The 19166-nt window shown below is 38.3% G+C and carries 15 protein-coding genes; 13 read left to right on the forward strand and 2 right to left on the reverse strand.

Going from position 1 to position 19166, the window contains the following annotated elements; translation table 11 throughout:
- The first annotated feature begins 45 nt into the window (after nt 1-45).
- From QE382_RS20750 to QE382_RS20800, 11 genes are all read left to right on the forward strand, one after another.
- On the forward strand, nt 46-837 hold the full coding sequence (locus QE382_RS20750; protein ID WP_307187585.1) for a lysophospholipid acyltransferase family protein: 792 nt from the start codon (nt 46-48) through the stop codon (nt 835-837).
- On the forward strand, nt 819-1577 hold the full coding sequence (locus tag QE382_RS20755; RefSeq protein ID WP_293956432.1) for an ABC transporter ATP-binding protein: 759 nt from the start codon (nt 819-821) through the stop codon (nt 1575-1577). The genes QE382_RS20750 and QE382_RS20755 overlap by 19 nt, the downstream gene beginning before the upstream one ends.
- Nucleotides 1578-1699: 122 nt before the next feature.
- Nucleotides 1700-1921, forward strand: a complete 222-nt coding sequence (locus QE382_RS20760; RefSeq protein WP_028072584.1) for a DUF2795 domain-containing protein — start codon at nt 1700-1702, stop codon at nt 1919-1921.
- A 148-nt stretch (nt 1922-2069) separates the two neighbouring features.
- Nucleotides 2070-2537 (forward strand): hypothetical protein, encoded by a 468-nt coding sequence (locus QE382_RS20765; protein ID WP_307187586.1) that lies wholly within the window; start codon nt 2070-2072, stop codon nt 2535-2537.
- A gap of 350 nt (nt 2538-2887) precedes the next feature.
- A complete protein-coding gene (gene trpD / locus QE382_RS20770) occupies nt 2888-3877 on the forward strand; it encodes an anthranilate phosphoribosyltransferase (RefSeq protein ID WP_307187587.1) in 990 nt (329 codons plus the stop codon).
- A gap of 1 nt (nt 3878) precedes the next feature.
- Nucleotides 3879-4505, forward strand: coding sequence for a phosphoribosylanthranilate isomerase (locus QE382_RS20775; RefSeq protein WP_307187588.1), 627 nt, complete (start codon nt 3879-3881; stop codon nt 4503-4505).
- Nucleotides 4502-5686 carry a tryptophan synthase subunit beta gene (trpB, locus tag QE382_RS20780; RefSeq protein WP_307187589.1) on the forward strand — a complete coding sequence of 395 codons (1185 nt, stop codon included), beginning with the start codon at nt 4502-4504 and terminating at the stop codon, nt 5684-5686. The genes QE382_RS20775 and trpB overlap by 4 nt, the downstream gene beginning before the upstream one ends.
- A gap of 3 nt (nt 5687-5689) precedes the next feature.
- A complete protein-coding gene (trpA, locus tag QE382_RS20785; RefSeq protein WP_307187590.1) occupies nt 5690-6451 on the forward strand; it encodes a tryptophan synthase subunit alpha in 762 nt (253 codons plus the stop codon).
- A 139-nt stretch (nt 6452-6590) separates the two neighbouring features.
- On the forward strand, nt 6591-9101 hold the full coding sequence (locus QE382_RS20790) for a phosphocholine-specific phospholipase C (RefSeq protein ID WP_307187591.1): 2511 nt from the start codon (nt 6591-6593) through the stop codon (nt 9099-9101).
- Between the two features lie 299 nt (nt 9102-9400).
- Complete coding sequence (locus QE382_RS20795) at nt 9401-9940, forward strand: HYC_CC_PP family protein (RefSeq protein ID WP_307187592.1); 540 nt, start codon at nt 9401-9403, stop codon at nt 9938-9940.
- A 265-nt stretch (nt 9941-10205) separates the two neighbouring features.
- Nucleotides 10206-12791 carry a TonB-dependent receptor domain-containing protein gene (locus tag QE382_RS20800; protein WP_307187593.1) on the forward strand — a complete coding sequence of 862 codons (2586 nt, stop codon included), beginning with the start codon at nt 10206-10208 and terminating at the stop codon, nt 12789-12791.
- A 53-nt stretch (nt 12792-12844) separates the two neighbouring features.
- Here QE382_RS20800 and QE382_RS20805 read toward each other — a convergent pair whose 3' ends face one another.
- Entirely contained in the window at nt 12845-13423 is a 579-nt protein-coding gene (locus QE382_RS20805; RefSeq protein ID WP_307187594.1) for a Maf family protein, read from the reverse strand.
- Nucleotides 13424-13425: 2 nt separating this feature from the next.
- The gene (locus QE382_RS20810) at nt 13426-13944 is read right to left on the reverse strand and encodes a KdsC family phosphatase (protein WP_307187595.1); all 519 of its coding nucleotides are present in this window, start codon (nt 13942-13944) and stop codon (nt 13426-13428) included.
- 961 nt (nt 13945-14905) lie between these two features.
- Between QE382_RS20810 and QE382_RS20815 the strand changes: the two genes are divergently transcribed.
- Both QE382_RS20815 and QE382_RS20820 read left to right on the forward strand, forming a co-directional pair.
- Nucleotides 14906-18337 carry a GAF domain-containing hybrid sensor histidine kinase/response regulator gene (locus QE382_RS20815; protein WP_307187596.1) on the forward strand — a complete coding sequence of 1144 codons (3432 nt, stop codon included), beginning with the start codon at nt 14906-14908 and terminating at the stop codon, nt 18335-18337.
- The gene (locus QE382_RS20820; RefSeq protein WP_307187597.1) at nt 18325-19164 is read left to right on the forward strand and encodes a CheR family methyltransferase; all 840 of its coding nucleotides are present in this window, start codon (nt 18325-18327) and stop codon (nt 19162-19164) included. Before QE382_RS20815 ends, QE382_RS20820 begins: the two co-directional genes overlap by 13 nt.
- The last annotated feature ends 2 nt before the right edge of the window (nt 19165-19166 follow it).

Below are 19166 nucleotides of genomic sequence, written 5' to 3' on the forward strand. Positions count from 1 at the left end.
TATCCATTTTCTTTCTTTACTTTAGGTCAAAATTAGTCGACTTGTATGATCTTATTGCTCAAAAAACTCCATCGGTATTGGTATTTTATCAGCGTTCTACTTGTTTTTCTTCTGTTTTTCCCTTATATCTATTTTTTAGCACGACGCCCTGAAAAAAATTATGCTCGGATTGCCCGTATGCGGCGCTGGGTATCGATTGGTGGTTCTGCCCTAGCGGGTGTATTTTTCAAGGTTACCTATGAATCAAAAATAGATTGGAATCGTTCCATGGTATTGTGCCCCAATCATACCTCCGTGTTGGATATAACAGCCCTCACCTACTTGTGCCCCGCTCCTTTTTCATTTATTGGAAAAGCTTCTCTGCTTAAAAATCCGGTTACACGCATTTTTTTTAAAACAATAGACATTCCGGTCACAAGAAAAAGTAAAGTATCTTCTTTCAAGGCTTTTCAACGTGCCAATGAACTCGTCCGAAATGGCAGAAGTGTCGTTATCTTTCCAGAAGGAAAAATCGATGATAGTTTCCCTCCACAGATTCACGCATTTAAATCCGGAGCCTTTCGAATCGCTGTTCAGAATGATGTTCCCACAGTGCCCATTATCATAGAAAATGCCTGGGATATCTTTTTCGATGATGGATCAAAAAGGGGCTCCAGACCAGGAGTTGTTAAAATTCATGTGTTCAATCCGATAGAAACAACAAATTTTAACGATGATAATGCATCAGAACTAGAAAAAGTGGTATATGACAAAATGCATTCTTATTGGATTATGAAGAATAAATCGTATTTTCATAACCTAGAGAATCTCCAAAAAATATGTCAGGAAAGATCTTAATCGAAATCAAGGATATTGCCAGAGAATACCAGATTGGCGCTGAAACAATTCATGCCTTAAGCTCCGTAACGCTCAATATCCATAAAGGAGAATTTGTCGCCTTAATGGGGCCCTCGGGCTCAGGAAAATCCACGTTAATGAATATTCTAGGTTGCTTGGATACGCCAAGCCGAGGAGAATACATCCTCAATGGGATTAATGTGAGTGACATGACTGACGATGAACTTGCAGAAGTAAGGAACAAAGAAATTGGTTTTGTCTTTCAAACATTTAACCTATTACCAAAGAATACAGCACTTGAAAATGTTGCGCTTCCCCTAATTTACGCGGGCTATAATAAAAATAGACGTGAGGAAAAAGCCACTGCAGCGTTGGAAAGTGTTGGCTTAGGACACCGTATGGATCATAGACCTAACGAACTCTCAGGCGGACAACGACAACGTGTTGCTGTCGCAAGAGCATTGATCAACGATCCTTCCATTATACTTGCCGATGAGCCAACAGGAAACCTTGACACCAAAACTTCTATTGAAATTATGGGTCTACTGGAAGAAATTCACTCCAAAGGTAATACCATTATTCTAGTTACACACGAAGAAGATATCGCATTACATGCACATCGTATTGTACGTATGCGCGATGGGCTGATTGAAAATGATTATCCTAATCCAGATATAAAATCAGTGTCCCCAAGATTGAATGCTTTAAATGAAAAGGGAAGTGATTTCGAGAATATTTAAAAATATTATATAGCTATAAATCAATAACTTAGACTACAAGCTCAAAAATAACATGCAATTTACTTGCTTAAGTTAAATTAAATCATAGTTTTGCGAAAATAGAGAACTTAAATTGTTTTTATATGTATTGGACATTAGAATTAGCTTCGCATCTAGAAGATGCACCGTGGCCAGCAACAAAAGATGAATTAATCGATTACGCTATTCGTTCGGGTGCACCTGTTGAGGTGATTGAAAACTTACAATCTCTTGAGGATGATGGCGAGCCATATGAAAATATCGAAGAAATTTGGCCCGACTATCCAACAAAAGACGATTTCTTCTTCAATGAAGATGAATACTAAAAAATAGAAAACGCCTTTAAAATAAAGGCGTTTTTTATTTAGGGCTGCTCTTGCCATTCGTAGACAATACAGTGTAGCTTGTATGCGGTATCAAAAGGTTTTTATTTTATAGTTTTAATCCATTATAATAAAGACAAGTCTCATAGGTATGAAGATTAAATTAAAACTATTATTGTTTTTGTTTATAAGCTGTATAGTTATCCAAAGCTCATTTGCACAAGAACAACAAATTGCCAATGAAAATAGTGTTGTTTTAAAAAGGTTCGTCCATCGATTAAATGATCCTACGCTAGCTACCGATGTTATTTTAAGTCAAGACCTAATAACAGCAGAAAAACAAGAGAAAGATATGCAGGAGTACTTATTGGCGAGTATTGATGAAGTCAGGATAAATATACAAAGTAAGGATATTAAAAAATTGGAATATCTAAGCTTTGATCAAGCGGGAAGGAAAGAAACAAGCGACATAGATCTAGAAGGTATTGACCCGCAGCAAGTTTACTTTGTCAAATATCGCAAACGTTTTGTATTTGCTGTAGTCATTCGTGATAAAAAAATTGCATCGCTCACATTAGTCTCCAAAGGCAATAACAAAGCTCATTTTGTTTTTTATTAATTTTCTTTATGCGCCTATTTAACGGACCGTCTATGTGTCCTTCGCTCAAATTTCGCCGTCAGAGCAACATTAATACACTCTTACCAAATTATACTTTACAACATATTTGTGAGCAATATTAAGCTAATGATGCTTTCTTAAAAATTTTTCAATAAAAACACTTGCATTTTATAATTCTATCAACCATATTTGTATTAATAAAAATAACAATGAAAATAACTGTATCAAATAAAGCTTGGTGGTGGCACAACGAATAACGTTGTGGCAAACTCCTATTGCATTATTTGATTAATACATCAAGATATGATGGGCTTGCCTAAATAAGGTAAGCCTTTTTTATTTAAATTACCATGAAAGAAATTTTAGCGCATTTATTTGAATACAAGACATTTTCTCGACAAGAAGCCTACGAGATTCTAACCAATATTGCCATGGGCAAATATGACAGTCACCAAATTGCGGCATTTATGACCGCTTATGGTATGCGCAGCATTCGCGTTGAAGAGCTTGGCGGGTTTAGGGATGCGATGTATGATTTATGCCTCAAGCTGGATTTTAACGGTTATGATTTAATTGACCTTTGCGGTACAGGTGGGGATGGTAAAAATACCTTTAATATCTCGACAATAGCATCTTTTATCACAGCTGGGGCTGGTTACCATGTCGCAAAACACGGTAATATCGGGGTATCTTCGAGCTGTGGTTCTTCCAATGTCATGGAATATTTAGGCTATCAATTCAGCAACGATAAGGCTGAACTACAACGCCAGCTTGATGAAGCCAACATCTGTTTTCTCCATGCACCATTGTTTCACCCTGCAATGAAAACTGTTGCCCCGATACGTCGTGCATTGGGTGTTAAGACTTTCTTTAACATGCTAGGGCCATTGACAAATCCTTCCAATCCTAGATTTCAGTCTGTTGGTGTATTTAGTTTAGAATTGGCAAGACTGTATGGTTATTTATACCAAAACACCAACAAACAATATTCCATTATTCATGCTTTGGACGGTTATGACGAGATATCCATGACCGGTGATTTTAAGTTAATCAACAACCAAGGGGAAAATTACTACAACATGGAAGAGCTTGGTTTTACCCCAGTCTCAGCACAGGAATTGACGGGTGGTGAAACGATAGCAGATGCCGCCCGGACATTCTTATCGATATTGAACAATCAGGGTACAGATGTGCAGAACAATGTTGTTTTGACCAACGCCGCATTTGCAATTAAGACCTTTAACCCCGAAAAAACTTTTGGCGACTGTTTTTATGAAGCAGAAAGTTCATTGATGGAAGGGAAAGCCCTGCGCAGTTTCCAAAAAATAATCAAAAAATAAAATGGCGGTCAAAGTAAAAGTTTGTGGTATGAAATATCCCGATAATATAGCGGCTGTAGCTTCTCTGGGAGTGGACTATATGGGATTTATATTTTATGATCAATCCAAACGTTACGTTGGCGAAAACTCTTCAATATATGTAAGAGAGCTTGAGAACCTAAACAAGGTTGGAGTTTTCGTCAATGCAAGTCTCTCAGAAATTCTTATTAAAAAAACTGAATTTAATTTAAATGCAATTCAGCTACATGGAGACGAATCTGTAGAATTCTGCCGCGAATTGAGAGAAAAATCAAAAGCGACGATCGTCAAAGCTTTCGGAATTGATCAAGATTTTGATTGGATAGCTTTAGATTCTTACGCTAATACTATAGATTACTTTTTATTTGATACGAAAAGCAGTTCTTACGGCGGTACAGGATTACAATTTGACTGGTCCCTCCTGGACCAATACAAACTTACTACCCCCTATTTTCTTAGCGGTGGTTTGGATCCCGAAAATATTAAAACAGCGCTAGAAAGAAATGATCCACGGCTATATGCATTGGATTTAAATTCAAAATTTGAAGTAGAACCCGGCTTAAAAGATATTGAGCTATTAAGCCAAAGTATAAATACTATTAAAAAATGAGTATATATCAAGTCAATGAAAAAGGATATTATGGTCCCTTTGGAGGAGCCTATATCCCTGAGATGCTCTATCCAAATGTGAAAGAGCTACGTGAAGAATATCTCAAAATTATCGAAGAAGAGAGCTTTCAGGAGGAATTTAACCAACTGCTAAGAGATTATGTCGGACGCCCTTCTCCGTTATATCATGCCAAGCGTCTTTCTCAAAAATATGGAACTACGATTTACTTAAAACGGGAGGATCTGAACCATACCGGAGCGCATAAAATTAACAATACCATTGGCCAAATTCTATTAGCGGAACGCCTGGGTAAAAAGCGCATCATCGCGGAGACAGGCGCAGGACAGCATGGCGTTGCCACAGCTACCGTTTGTGCGCTGAAAGGGATACAATGTGCAGTGTACATGGGAGAAGTTGATATTCAGCGTCAAGCTCCAAATGTAGCACGGATGAAAATGATGGGTGCCGAAGTTATTCCTGCGACCTCGGGCTCCAAAACACTAAAGGATGCCACCAATGAAGCGTTAAGGGATTGGATCAACAACCCTGTCGACACCCATTATATCATTGGGTCGGTTGTGGGACCACACCCTTATCCCGATATGGTTGCTCGCTTTCAGTCAATTATTTCTGAAGAAACGAAAAAACAGCTCTTGACAAAAACAGGAAGAGAAAATCCAGATATCGTATTGGCTTGTGTTGGAGGAGGCTCCAATGCGGCAGGGATGTTCTATCATTACTTGGATGAAGAATCGGTTCAATTGTATGCCGTAGAGGCCGCGGGTCACGGTGTTGATTCAGGCGAATCCGCAGCTACAACAGCGTTAGGAAAAGAAGGAGTCTTGCATGGAAGTCGCTCCATCCTCATGCAAACAGCAGATGGTCAGGTCATAGAACCGTATTCCATATCCGCTGGGCTCGACTATCCCGGAATTGGTCCGCAGCACGCCTGGTTATTCAAATCCGGTAGAGGTAGCTACGTCAGTGTGACTGATGACGAAGCCATGCGTGCCGGTCTTGAACTTACACGTTTAGAAGGTATCATACCGGCTATTGAAAGTGCCCATGCGCTTGCTTATTTAGAGAAAATTCCTTTTAAAGGTGATGAGACCGTCGTTATCTGTCTTTCTGGCCGAGGCGATAAGGATCTGGATAATTATATGAAATACTTTGATTTTTAAGTCATGAATACAATTGAAAAAAAAGAAGGCACTCCCCTTTTATCGATATATTTTACAGCTGGGTATCCAACATTGGACAGTACAATAAGTATTGCCAAGAAATTGGAAGAAGCCGGAGCGGACTTTCTGGAAATTGGTTTTCCCTATTCCGATCCGGTAGCGGACGGACCTGTCATTCAGCACAGTTCAGAAATTGCTTTGGAAAACGGTATGACGCTAGAAAAGCTGTTCGACCAATTGAATGACCTCCGTGAACATATCAGCATCCCTGTATTTCTCATGGGATATTTTAATCCTGTGTTACAATTCGGTGTTGAAAAATTTTGTGAAGCATGTAAAAATGTAGGTGTAGCCGGAGCGATTATACCGGATCTACCTATGGATGAATATGAAGACTTCTATAAAGGAACATTCGAGAAAAATGGAGTGGCCAATGTATTTATTGTAACACCCCAGACATCGACGGAACGAATCAGAAAAATAGACAGCCTTTCAAGGAGCTTTATCTATTTACTTTCTTCAAATGCTACAACCGGTAAAACACTCGATGTCGGAGACAATACAGCAGCTTATTTCAAGCGAGTAAATGACCTTCACTTAAAAAACCCTTTGATTGTCGGATTCGGTATTTCTGATAAAACAACCTTTCAAAAGGCTACTAGAGATACTGCAGGAGCTATCATAGGTACTGCATTTGTTAAACGGTTAAAAGATCAGGATTATCTCAACCAAATCCCCGCATTTATTTCGTCCATCAAAGCTTAATCCACAAGCTACGAATTAGCAAAACGTTATTTTTTTAATAAGCGTTCGATCTAAAGTCTTTTTTCTTGAATCGAACGCTTATTTTTAGGACAGTTTTTTAAGATATATTTTTTTCAAAGCGAATAACTATGCTGCCTTGATGCGTCAAAGAATAAACAGCCAGGCAATCAATACTGATATAACCATGGATACGCGACGAGATTTTTTAAAGAAAGCAGCTATGCTTGCGGGGGGAGCATCCCTCTCCCATGTTGTTCCATCCGCTATTGCAAAAGCGATGGCCATAAATCCAGCATTGGGCAGTACATTTTACGATGCTGAGCATGTGGTTTTATTAATGCAGGAAAACCGTTCTTTTGATCATGCCTTTGGGACACTGCGTGGTGTAAGAGGTTTTAATGATCCTCGAGCTATCCGGCAACCCAATCGGAATAAAGTCTGGTTTCAGACGCAAAAATCCGGAGAAACATTTGCTCCTTTTCGGTTGGATATCAAAGATTCAAAAGTTACCTGGATGGGTTGCCTCCCACACAATTGGACCGACCAAACCGACGCAAGGAATAAGGGTAAAATGAACAGATGGCTGGATGTCAAACATTCCGGATTTAAAGAATTTGCCCATCTGCCTTTGACTATGGGGTATTATACCCGTGAAGATATTCCTTTTTACTATTCACTGGCAGACTCTTTTACCATTTGCGATCAGCACTTTTGTTCAAGTATCACCGGTACTAATCCCAATAGACTTTACTTCTGGACTGCTAATATCCGGGAAAATCTGACGGGAAAAGCCTTGGTATGGAATGGTGACTCCGAGTTTAGTGGCAAGGCGACATGGACAACCTTTCCCGAACGCCTTTCTGAATTTGGTGTAGACTGGAAGATCTATCAAAATGAAATTTCTTCAAGCAGTGCCGGATATAGTGGTGAAGCAAACAGCTGGCTAGCTAATTTTGGCTGCAATCCAATGGAGTACTTTCCACAATATCAGGTCAAATATCATCCGCGTTATCGTCAGCTTCTTACTTTAAAAAAAGAAAATCTCGAGCGTAAAATGAAAGAAACGACAGCTGTCGACGCACTTGAAAAACTAAATAAAGATCTCAAGCATATCCAAGAGGAACTACAGTTATATACCGCCGAAAACTTTGAGAAGCTTGACGAGTGGATAAAAGATATTCATCGACGTGCTTTTGTTAACAATAGTGCACAAGCTGACTATATGGAATTGGAAACAATGCATTATCAGGTTGGAGATCATCAGCGGGAGTTGCAGATCCCCAAAGGCGATGTCCTGTACCAATTCCGAAAAGATGTTGAGGAGGGTAAACTTCCTATGGTATCTTGGTTAGCCCCACCGCAACTTTTTTCTGACCATCCCGACTCTCCTTGGTTCGGCGCATGGTATGTCAGCGAAATTATGGACATTCTTACCCAAAATCCAGAAGTTTGGAAAAAGACAATTTTTATACTTACCTATGACGAGAATGATGGTTATTTCGATCACTTTGCACCCTTTACAGCACCAAATCCTGACGATGCAGAAAGCGGAAAAGTATCCGAGGGAATAAACCCTGCGTTGGAATTTGTACGCCGCGATGAGCAATATTATCCTGAAAGCGGCAGAGAAAGCAACATCGGTCTTGGCTATCGTGTACCGATGATTATTGCTTCTCCGTGGACAAGAGGCGGTTGGGTAAATTCACAAGTGTTTGACCATACCTCCAGTTTACAATTCCTAGAGAAGTTTATTAACCACAAAATCAAGAAAGATATAAAAGAAACCAACATCAGCAGTTGGCGGCGTACGGTATGTGGAGACTTAACTTCGGCATTTAGGCCCTATCATGGCGAAACCATTAACAAACCGATTCTATTAGAACGGGAACCTTTTATCCAAGAGATTCACCAAGCCAAGTTCAAAGGCCTTCCCATGGACTTCAAAGCGCTCAGCGCAATGGAGATCAAACAAATAGAGGAAGACCCCAGCAGTTCACCTTATTTCCCAAAACAAGAAAAAGGACTCCGAGATTCGTGTATCCTTCCTTATGAACTTTATGTCCACGGCGAATACCAACCCAAAGGAAATTACTTGGTCACATTTGAGGCTTCGAATAAAATCTTTGGCGAGCATTCAGCAGGTTCGCCTTTTACAGTCTATCATGCGGCTAACTACAAAGGAGAAGTTGGGACCTCCAGAAATTATGCTATTTCTCCTGGAGATCGTGTAACGGACCTTTGGTCACTAAATGACTTCGAAAAAGAAATATATCATCTCGAAATTTACGGTCCAAATGGATTTTATCGCGAATTTAAAGGCGATGTGAATAATCCACATGTAGAGACACGATGCACGTATGAAAAATGTAAAAATGAATCAGCATTTAGTGGCCGTTTATCTTTCTCCTGTACAAATCATGGAAAAACAGCTCAGCAAATTATGTTCGAAGATGTCAGCTATGGTCAGAAAAAAAAGACCGTAAAAATTAAAGCTGGACAAACTATCATCATTCATTTTGATTTGGCTAATCAACACTTTTGGTATGACTTCCGACTCACTTGCGCCGGTTTTCCAAACTTTTTGGAACACTATGCCGGTCGTGTCGAGATTGGAAATTCAGGAAAAAGCGATCCCTTATTCAATCGATAAACAAAGAGGAAGACTGCTCAAAAAGACTGGATAGCCCACGTTTATTTGACGTTGCTGCTGACCCACACAAAATATGCAAATACCTGACTAAACCGCTTTACAGAACGATTAATCTCGAATACAACATACAAGAATCGGTTACCTTCAGCAGAGCTAAAGCACATTCAAGGCATAAAACTACACCAAAAGAAGATCCAATCCTTTATTCCTGTATACGACGAGCGAGATGGTAAAAGCCTTTATATAATAGTACTGCCCCAACAATCAAAAAGCTGGCTAATAAATATGAGCCGACTGAATTGATAAATAATACATACATAACTCTGGTAATTTTTGGTCTTTCATTTGTGTCTACAAGTTATAACATTTATCCAAAATTTTACAAAAAAAAATTGCATATTTTCTCTATTTTTGTTTCGATGAAGAAAATCGCGCTATTTGTCGGCTTATTTTTCTATTTGCTCGCAGCAAGTGGTGCTTCAGTGCATCTTCATTTTTGTCAAGGGGAAACACAAAGTGTATCGTTAACGGAAAGCCATAATATAGCCTGCCCTCTTTGTGCCAAGTCTGCAAAAAAACAGCAAAAACACTGTCATGAAACAGGAAGCTGTAAAGATGTTAAGATCGAAGCACAGAAGGTCGATAAATTCAGCAGAGTAACACAAAATCTTGATTTTGATAATTTTTCTCCTGCAATAATTACGCTTCATTGGATACTTAATTATTATCATTTCTCTGGGGAGGAAGACGATTTTTCTAAACTAAAGTATACTGATTTTGCGAGCTACAATAGACAGAGCCCTCCTGTTTTTATTCTCAATCAAAATTTTAGAATTTAATATCACCTCTTTTCACTGAACGCAGTTCACTTTCTTGAATTGATTTAAGCGCAGTATAATTTTTATATTTTCATTAGAATGGCAGACTGTTATTCCCAACAATCATCTTTCCGTAATGGAACACGGAACAAAAAAAGTGGATTTTAAGTCGTTCAGCAATACATTTTAGAAATAAAAAAAATAAATCCGTACCCCTTGCATATGGTTGCGCGATATCATGGAGGTAAAAATTAAATGCTAGTTGAAGCGAATACTCTTAATTAAAATGATGAATCAAATTTTCAAAAAAATATATACGACAACCATTCTATCTTTATTTTTTCTGGCATTTGTACAGGCACAGACCGACAGTACAAGAACGCTTACCGTAGCTGGGAATTGTGCCATGTGTAAAAAACGTATTGAAACCGCAGCGAAAATGCATGGTGTAGAAACAGCCGTTTGGAATGCGGGAGACAACCTTTTGCAAATCAAGTATAACTCCCAAAAAGTTCAGCTGGAGGAAATCAAGAAAAATATTGCTCAAGTTGGTCATGATGTAGACAACTTAGTTGCCACTGATGAATCCTATGCTAAGCTCCATGAATGTTGTATGTATCCGCGATTGGAAAATGGCAAAATACCCGAAAAGAAAACTATAACAACCGGTAACCATGATCATCCACATACAGTAACCGGGGTTGTAGTTGAAGAAAACCAAAAGGGGGATCTTAAACCCATTGTTGGCGCTAATTTACACTGGGTAAACCTTCCGACCAAAAATACAAGGACAAACGAAAATGGTGTTTTTAAATTAGACCATAAAGAAGGATTCGACCAATTGGTGGTAAGTTACGTTGGAATGAAACCTGATACCATCACCATCAAAGATCTGCATGAAGTAATTATGATTACAGCAAAGGGTAATGTATTGATGGAAGTTGAGGTTAAAGGAATACGACGCTCAAATTACATCGACCGTATGACACCTGCACGACTAGAAGTTCTTACCGGAAAAGAGTTATTCAAAGCGGCATGCTGTGACTTAAGCGAGAGCTTTGAAACTAATGCTTCTGTCGATGTCGTCAGTGCTGACGCTGTCACAGGTAGTAAACAGATTCAAATGCTAGGTCTAAGTGGTATTTACACCCAATTAACTGTGGAAAACTTACCCGGCCCGCGTGGACTGGCTTCTCCATTAGGCTTAAATTCTATTGCAGGAACATGGATTGAATCAATTCAAATCGCGAAAGGTATCGGTTCCGTAGCCAACGGTTTCGAAAACATGGCCGGACAGATCAACGTTGAACTGAAGAAACCTCAAAATTCGGAAAGACTGTTTTTTAATGCCTATGCGAACAACATGGGACGTACAGATGTCAACTTAAATCTTTCTCAAAAAGTTGGTCAACACTGGTCGACAGCACTCCTACTGCACGACAATTTCATGTACAATAAGTCCATGAACTTTAGTCACAACGGGTTTAGAGATATACCTGTAGGCAATTTATTCTCCGGTGTCAACCGCTGGTTTTATGAAAATGGAAAAGGGCTGATGGTACAATTTGGGGTCAAATATCTCAATGATGACCGTACAGGTGGGCAGATTGATTTTAACGAAAAGACAGATAAGGGAACTACAAATCGTTATGGTTTAGGATTTGATATCGAACGCGTAGAAGGTTTTGCCAAAATTGGTTACGTGTTCCCCGAAAATAAGCACCGCAGCATAGGTCTCCAACTCGCAGGATCAAACTATAATCAGAAAAGCTATTTTGGGCTCAATAACTACGATTCGGAGCAACAAAATGGATATGCTAATCTCTTATTTCAAGATATTATCGGGACAGTCGCTCACAAGTATCGCGTTGGTGCCTCCATTAATTATGACAATTACAACGAATGGTATTTAAAAGACAATAACTTCAAACGTAAAGAGGTTGTTTCGGGTGCATTTGCAGAATATACCTATAGTCCATCAGAAAAATTTGATGCCATAATTGGTCTCCGCCAAGACTACAACTCCCTGTATGGATGGTTTACAACACCACGCATCCATTTACGTTATGCTCCGATTTCGGGAACAACAATTCGGGCTAGCTCAGGAAGAGGTCAACGCACGGCAAATATATTTGCAGAGAATACGGCTGTCTTGGCAAGTAGTAGAAAATTGGTTATTCAATCGCCTGATATATACGATAAAGCCTATGGCCTACAACCTGAAGTCTCTTGGAATAGCGGAATAGCGATAGACCAAAGTTTACAAATATTTGGTCGCGAGGCTTCGGCATCCGTTGAATTTTTCCACAACAACTTCTCTAATCAGGTCGTGGTCGATTACGAAAATCCCCGAGAGATCAATTTTTATAATCTGAATGGAAAATCTTTCTCCAATAGTTTGCAAACAGAATTTCGCTTGATGCCAGCTCCTCATTTTGAAACGAGGTTCGCCTATCGCCTACTTGATGTGCAGACTGATTTTGAAAGTGGCAGAAAGACCAAACCGTTATTGGCTAAACACCGCGGCTTTGTCAACCTAGCCTATAACCACCATGCTGGCTGGAGTGTAGATTATACATTGAATGTCGTTGGACAAAAACGCATTCCATCAACAGCAGAGAACCCCGTTGAATATCAAATACCTACAGCATCAAGGGCTTATGCCACAATGAATGCACAGATTAGCAAAACGTTTGGGAAAGAGAAAAACTTTACCGTTTATGTGGGCGGAGAAAATCTATCCAATTATTTCCAACGTATGCCAATCCTTGCCGCAGATCAACCCTTTGGAAACTATTTTGATACGTCGATGCTTTGGGGTCCTTTAACAGGACGAATGTTCTACACTGGTGTTCGTTATTTCATCAAATAACAGCTAAGCTAAAAAAATAAAAGCGTAATAAAAAAGCGGCAAAAGCCGCTTTTTTACATTAACTTTTTCAATTCTTGATAAAGCTTTGCCGTGGGTAATCCAACCACATTATTATATTCCCCTTCTATCTTTTTTATGGCGATTAAGCCGATCCATTCCTGTATTCCATAAGAACCCGCTTTATCTAGTGGCGAAAATTGAGTAACATAATGATCGATTTCATCCAGCTCTAGTTCGTAAAAATAAACAGTTGTTGTTTCGACAAAAGTGCTGATCTTACCCTCCCATGAGATCGCTACGGCAGTCAGCACCACATGTTTCTGACCAGACAAGGTCGCTAGCGTTTCTATAGCTTCCTGTTCATCTTTGGGCTTACCTAAAATTTCGCCCTTATCCGACACCACAATAGTGTCGGCACAGATAACCAAACAATCTTTTTTATCCGCAAATGCCTCCGCTTTACAAGTAGCAATTTGACGAACGACCTCAGTTGCAGACAAATTCGGATCCACATATTCTGCGGTTTCCCGTACGTCGACTTCGAAGGTCAGCCCAAGCCCTGCTAACAGCTGTTTTCTCCGTGGAGACTGAGACCCTAATATAATTGTTTTATTTTTTAGATTTTTCAACATCCCTATATGCTTTTTACAGTTTCATCCTCATACCAGCTGCCTTGTACTTTCATTACCTTTTCGATCAATTCACGTACAACTCCCTTTCCGCCACAAAGACCAGACACATAATGTGAAATTTTCTTGATCTCTTCTACTGCATCTGCCGGAGAAACAGCTATCCCAACGGACTTCATGCAGCTGAAATCAGGAACATCGTCCCCGATGTACATCAACTGATTTAATTCCAACTTGTAAGCATAAGCAAGTTCGGTCATTTTTGAAAGCTTATCACTTACTTTTGAATGCACCTCACTGATACCCAATCCTCTCATACGCTTCTCAACACCAATCGATCCACCTCCGGTAATTATAAAAATCGGGTAACCTCTTTTGATTGCCAACTGCATCGCGTATCCATCCTTAATATTAAAGGTACGCAATTGATGTCCGTCTTCATTTACCTGCACGGTTCCGTCAGTCAACACACCGTCCACATCCAATACAAAAGCCTTTATCGATTTAAATTCGGTCAATATCATAAAAATATATTTTTGTAAATGTAAAGCATTTCTAATAAATAATTCGAGTAATGACGGCAATCCAATGAACAAGCCTGTCAAATAATTATCCAAATTAGTCGAAATATCATTTGTGTGTCACAACATAGTTGTATTAGCAACTTATTAGAAAAAATATTTGGAGGCTACTGCATATTTACTGTATCTTTGTTGAAGATAATTAAAGGTTATCTCACTATGAAACACTAATAGCAACTAATCAAAGACGTTATTCACGTTTTGATTGCAAAAGATAAAAAAACAATCATTTTAGTTTTCATAGTAAAAAAAACGGCAACTAATTTAGTTTAGCGGCCTTTAAAGAGTCTTTTCATAATTTAGGTTTATAATTGGTTAGTAACGAACCCTGGTGCCCATCACCAGGGTTTTGTTTTTACACGCATTTCTTCCTGTCCAGATTGACTGAATTATTGGCTCAGTACACAGGTTTTGAAATTGATTCATTATCACCTTAGTCCAAACTTTTTTATATGATGTTATTTTTCCCCTTATATCAATAACCGTCGTGATAATCAAATTGTATGCAACTTGATACCAAGTTACCCCTAATCTCATTATTCGGCCAATTTTTAGACAGTGATCGGTCATTGCTTTTTCAGTAGCGACTGAGTAATCAGTGAAGAAGTACTGAACGAGCACTGAACAAGCAATGTTAAAAGGACGGATTTGGACGCCGCTTGATCTGCGTATGATGGAACTAAAAAATAAGACGCAAACATACCATGCTACACATCGGTAAGAAAAAACGGCTGTCGTGTTGGCATTGATGCATTTGGTATGCCTCTGGAATTTCTATAGCGCTGTTTCTATTCCAGCTTTTGATTAATAGCAAGTTTTTTTGTTATTTTACATATATCTTTTTCCCCAGGTACAATCAAAAAACATTACCTACAGAAAAGTAAAACGATAAACTCATTCTCACATGAATCGAAAAAACTATAGAAAGCAAATTACCCTAGGAGTGATCATTTCTTTTTTGCTTATATTCCTTTCAGCCCTATATTTTTTCATATCGCTGCATCATAACTTAAATAACGAGCGAACTATCGTTCAAATCGCCGAAAATAGATTTAATACTATTAATGAAATTAAATCAAATGTAGACGAAGTAAATGATGTCAAACTTGATTACCTGAATAAGAAAGATGCTTCGTTATTTATTCCCTACAAATTGGAATTAAGAAAAACCGATGAACTGCTCCGTTCATTAATTCTTAAAGATGATTTCTATCATTTCCAATTGAACAAAATTGAAATATTACGTAAAGAAATTTCAGCATTTTATAACTTTGAGCAAGATATTGCAGATACAAGAGCAATTCAATTTAGATCCAATCACATTCACGAACAAAAAGCCTCTATATTGGGCCAGATTAATCTAATATCAAAAGATTTATTGGATCAACGAGCAGATCTTTTAGAAAAATCTAGAAACGACCTGCAAATAGCCCAATACATTACCTACCTGTTCATTGCTATAGGTTTAAGTGGATTCTTCTATATCCTTTCCAAGATTTCTTCTATCTCAAGATTTCTAAGGGCGACCGTGAAAAGTCAACAGGAGTCTAACAGCAGTCTTCAACTATTGCAGGAACAAACAAATAATGATAATTGGATTTTGAATGCAATCAGTAGCATCGATGAACAGTTACGTGGAGATTATACAGACAAGAAAATTGCTGAAATAAGTCTACACGCTATTGCCTCGTCGACTAGAGCACTAGGCGGAACAGTTTATATTTTCGACGACAATTATCAGGAATATCAGCTTTGCCACAAAATCGGCATTTCCGCAAAACAATATATCAAACAAACATTTAAAGAAAATGACGGTATATTAGGCGAAGTTGCAAACAATCATGAAGTTGTTAAAATTAAAGATATCAACAACAAGCACCTTTTATTAGAAACCTCATTGGCAGATCGGGTAGACACTGAGATTTATATTATTCCTTTTTCTTATGAAAAACATTGTGTCGGTATCATGGAGATATGCTGCCCCGTTATAAATAAGAAAGACGAAAAACTGCGGTTTAGCTTTTTAAATAAAGTAAAAGATAACATTGCCGTTATTATTAAAGTAGCCCAAACGCATGGAAAGCTTGCGGATCTTTATGAGGAGCTTCAACAACAAACCGAAGAACTGGAGACTCAACAGGAAGAGTTGAGAACAACGAATGAAGAGCTAATACATAAAACACATTTGTTAGAAGCCTCAGAAGAAGAACTTAGAGTGCAGCAAGAAGAACTTATCCAAACGAATAATGAGTTGGATGAGAAAGCGAAATTACTCTTCGCCCAAAACGAAGATCTGGAAAAAGCCCGTCAGGCGATAGCGCAAAAAATAGAGGAAGTAGAGCTATCTAGCAAGTATAAATCTGAATTTATGGCCAATATGAGCCATGAACTGCGGACACCCCTTAATAGTATTCTCATTCTGGCCAAATTACTTCAGGATAACAAAAAGAAAAACCTCAATGAGGATCAAATAAAATATGCTTCTGTTATTCATAGTGCAGGTTCAGATCTACTACATTTAATCAATGAATTGTTGGATCTGGCAAAAATTGAATCCGGTAAAGTTGAAGTCCAAAAAGAACGTATCAGCACCAACGATCTCGTAAATTATATTAAAGATTTTTTCAACGATACCGCAGCATCAAAAAGTATCCACTTCCTACTTGACGTAGACTCAAATGCTCCACAAGAATTTGTTGGTGATGAGCATCGTATACAACAGGTCATTAAGAATTTGTTATCGAATGCATTTAAGTTTACAGGTGAAAGAGGAGAAGTTTTTTTTGGAATAAAAGCTGACACACAAAATCTTATTTTTACCGTCAGAGATAACGGTATTGGAATCGCCCCGGAAAAACAAGAGCTTATCTTCGATGCTTTTAAACAGGAAGATGGTTCAACAAGCCGTAAATATGGTGGCACTGGTTTAGGTTTATCGATCTGTCGGGAAATCGCCAATTTATTGAAAGGGAAAATAACCTTATCCAGCAAAATCGGTGAGGGTAGCGTCTTCACTTTTAGCATTCCGCTAGAACAGGAAATCCAAACCCCGTTAGTAAAAGTATCATCTATCGACAAGGAAAATAATTATCTGCCGCCAATGCGGAATGAAACTCCTGTCACTGCAAAAATTCAAAGGATAGAAAACGATGGAAAAAACAATAAATTGCTGATTATTGAGGACGACTTTATTTTTGCAGATATTTTAAAAGACTACGCCGAGCAAAATGGCTATGATGTCTACATCAGCTATGATGGAAAAGATGGCTTACAAAAAGCTGAAAATTTACTACCTGCTGCAGTAATACTAGATATTATGTTGCCCAAAATGGATGGTTGGGAAGTACTTCGTAACCTCAAAAAAAATGATAATACCAAGGATATTCCAGTACACATGATGTCGGCAGGAACATTTTTACATGATGAACCTATTTCTGCTGGAGCCATCGGCTTTATGTCCAAACCAGTGTCAGAAGAATCACTGGCCGAAACTTTCTTAAAAATAAAGGCATCAACAAGTCATCCATTGAAAAAAATTCTTCTGGTGGAAGATCAAGAAATCCAAAGCGATTTTATCAAACAATCTTTGGAAGAACAACATATTCAAATCTTTCAGGCCTTCAATGCAGGACAAGCGCTCGATTTATTGAATCAGGAGAAATCATTTGATTGTATCATTATGGACTTAAATCTCCCAGACCGATCAGGGATTGAACTCCTGAACGAAATCAAATCGAACAATCAATTTAAGAATCTACCGATTATCATCAATACGGCAATGGAACTTAGTACAGAGCAGACTTCTGAAATACTCCACCATAGCCAAGCCATGGTTCTCAAGTCGGCTAAGTCAAACAACCGTCTGATTGATGAGGTAAATTTATTCTTAAATAAAATTCGTAGCAACAATCACGAATACACCATGTTCAACAACGCTGGAAGCTCTGTAATTGCTGAGAACAATTTAGCTTCCAAAACAGTACTACTAGCAGATGACGATATGCGGAATATTTTTGCCCTAAGTACAGCGTTTGAAAGTTATGATATGAAGATTGAGATTGCCAACAATGGTCAGGAGGCATTGGATATTCTTGAACGAAATGACCAGATCGATCTTGTGTTAATGGACATTATGATGCCTGTCATGGATGGTTACGAGGCTATTGGAAAAATAAGAGCTAACAAAAAATTTGCGAATCTTCCTATTATTGCTGTAACAGCAAAAGCAATGAAAGGTGATCGCGAAAAGACAATTGCTGTTGGCGCAAACGATTATATTAGTAAACCGGTTGACGTAGACAAATTAATATCCTTAATGCGTGTATGGCTGAGTTAACCGTTAAAAATGTGACAATGATCAATTTTGAAGAGTTAGAAGAAATTATTGATGTAGTCAAAAATCTCCACGGGTATGATGTATCTGGCTATACCAGAGCATCTCTCAAACGACGTGTAACCAGAATTATGGAACTCAATAAATTTAATCTACAGGAATTGAAATCCAATTTGATCAACCAACCCGGATTCAGCACCTATTTTCTCCAGGAAATCACCGTAAATGTCACAGAAATGTTTAGGGATCCAGATTTTTATAAAGCTGTCAAAACGGAGGTGTTCCCCTATCTTGCAACTTATCCCCATATTAAAATTTGGAGCGCAGGTTGTTCGACGGGTGAAGAAGTCTATTCGCTAGCCATATTGTTGGAAGAAGCAACTCTTTACCAACGGGCATTCATCTATGGTACTGATATTAATGGGAAAGTGCTAGAAAAAGCAAAACGCGGTATTTATTCTCTTGGAAAAGTGAAAGAATACTCTGAGAACTTTATCAAAACAGAGCCCAAAAACTCATTGTCGGATTACTATACAGCCATGTACAATGCCGCGACAATTAATAATAGTCTCAAAAGAAATATCCTTTTCTCTATACATAGTTTAGTATCCGATGGAGTTTTTAATGAATTTCAGATGATTACCTGTCGCAATGTATTGATTTATTTTGATACTGCGTTGCAAAATAAAGTCTTGGATTTATTCTATTATTCACTCTGTCACCTAGGTTTTCTCTGTTTGGGGGCGAAGGAATCTCTGATCAACTATAAAGATGCTTCCAAATTTAAGATCGTAAACAAAAAACACAATATTTACCAAAAAATTGGGTAATA

It is taken from the genome of Sphingobacterium zeae, assembly GCF_030818895.1.
Lineage (GTDB): Bacteria > Bacteroidota > Bacteroidia > Sphingobacteriales > Sphingobacteriaceae > Sphingobacterium > Sphingobacterium zeae.

Bases quoted from the DNA above. Each gene is read 5' to 3' on its own strand.
- QE382_RS20750 (WP_307187585.1), top strand. From the start codon at position 46: ATGATCTTATTGCTCAAAAAACTCCATCGGTATTGGTATTTTATCAGC.
- QE382_RS20755 (WP_293956432.1), top strand. From the start codon at position 819: ATGTCAGGAAAGATCTTAATCGAAATCAAGGATATTGCCAGAGAATAC.
- QE382_RS20760 (WP_028072584.1), top strand. From the start codon at position 1,700: ATGTATTGGACATTAGAATTAGCTTCGCATCTAGAAGATGCACCGTGG.
- QE382_RS20765 (WP_307187586.1), top strand. From the start codon at position 2,070: ATGAAGATTAAATTAAAACTATTATTGTTTTTGTTTATAAGCTGTATA.
- trpD (WP_307187587.1), top strand. From the start codon at position 2,888: ATGAAAGAAATTTTAGCGCATTTATTTGAATACAAGACATTTTCTCGA.
- QE382_RS20775 (WP_307187588.1), top strand. From the start codon at position 3,879: ATGGCGGTCAAAGTAAAAGTTTGTGGTATGAAATATCCCGATAATATA.
- trpB (WP_307187589.1), top strand. From the start codon at position 4,502: ATGAGTATATATCAAGTCAATGAAAAAGGATATTATGGTCCCTTTGGA.
- trpA (WP_307187590.1), top strand. From the start codon at position 5,690: ATGAATACAATTGAAAAAAAAGAAGGCACTCCCCTTTTATCGATATAT.
- QE382_RS20790 (WP_307187591.1), top strand. From the start codon at position 6,591: ATGCGTCAAAGAATAAACAGCCAGGCAATCAATACTGATATAACCATG.
- QE382_RS20800 (WP_307187593.1), top strand. From the start codon at position 10,206: ATGATGAATCAAATTTTCAAAAAAATATATACGACAACCATTCTATCT.
- QE382_RS20805 (WP_307187594.1), bottom strand. From the start codon at position 13,423: ATGTTGAAAAATCTAAAAAATAAAACAATTATATTAGGGTCTCAGTCT.
- QE382_RS20810 (WP_307187595.1), bottom strand. From the start codon at position 13,944: ATGATATTGACCGAATTTAAATCGATAAAGGCTTTTGTATTGGATGTG.
- QE382_RS20815 (WP_307187596.1), top strand. From the start codon at position 14,906: ATGAATCGAAAAAACTATAGAAAGCAAATTACCCTAGGAGTGATCATT.
- QE382_RS20820 (WP_307187597.1), top strand. From the start codon at position 18,325: ATGGCTGAGTTAACCGTTAAAAATGTGACAATGATCAATTTTGAAGAG.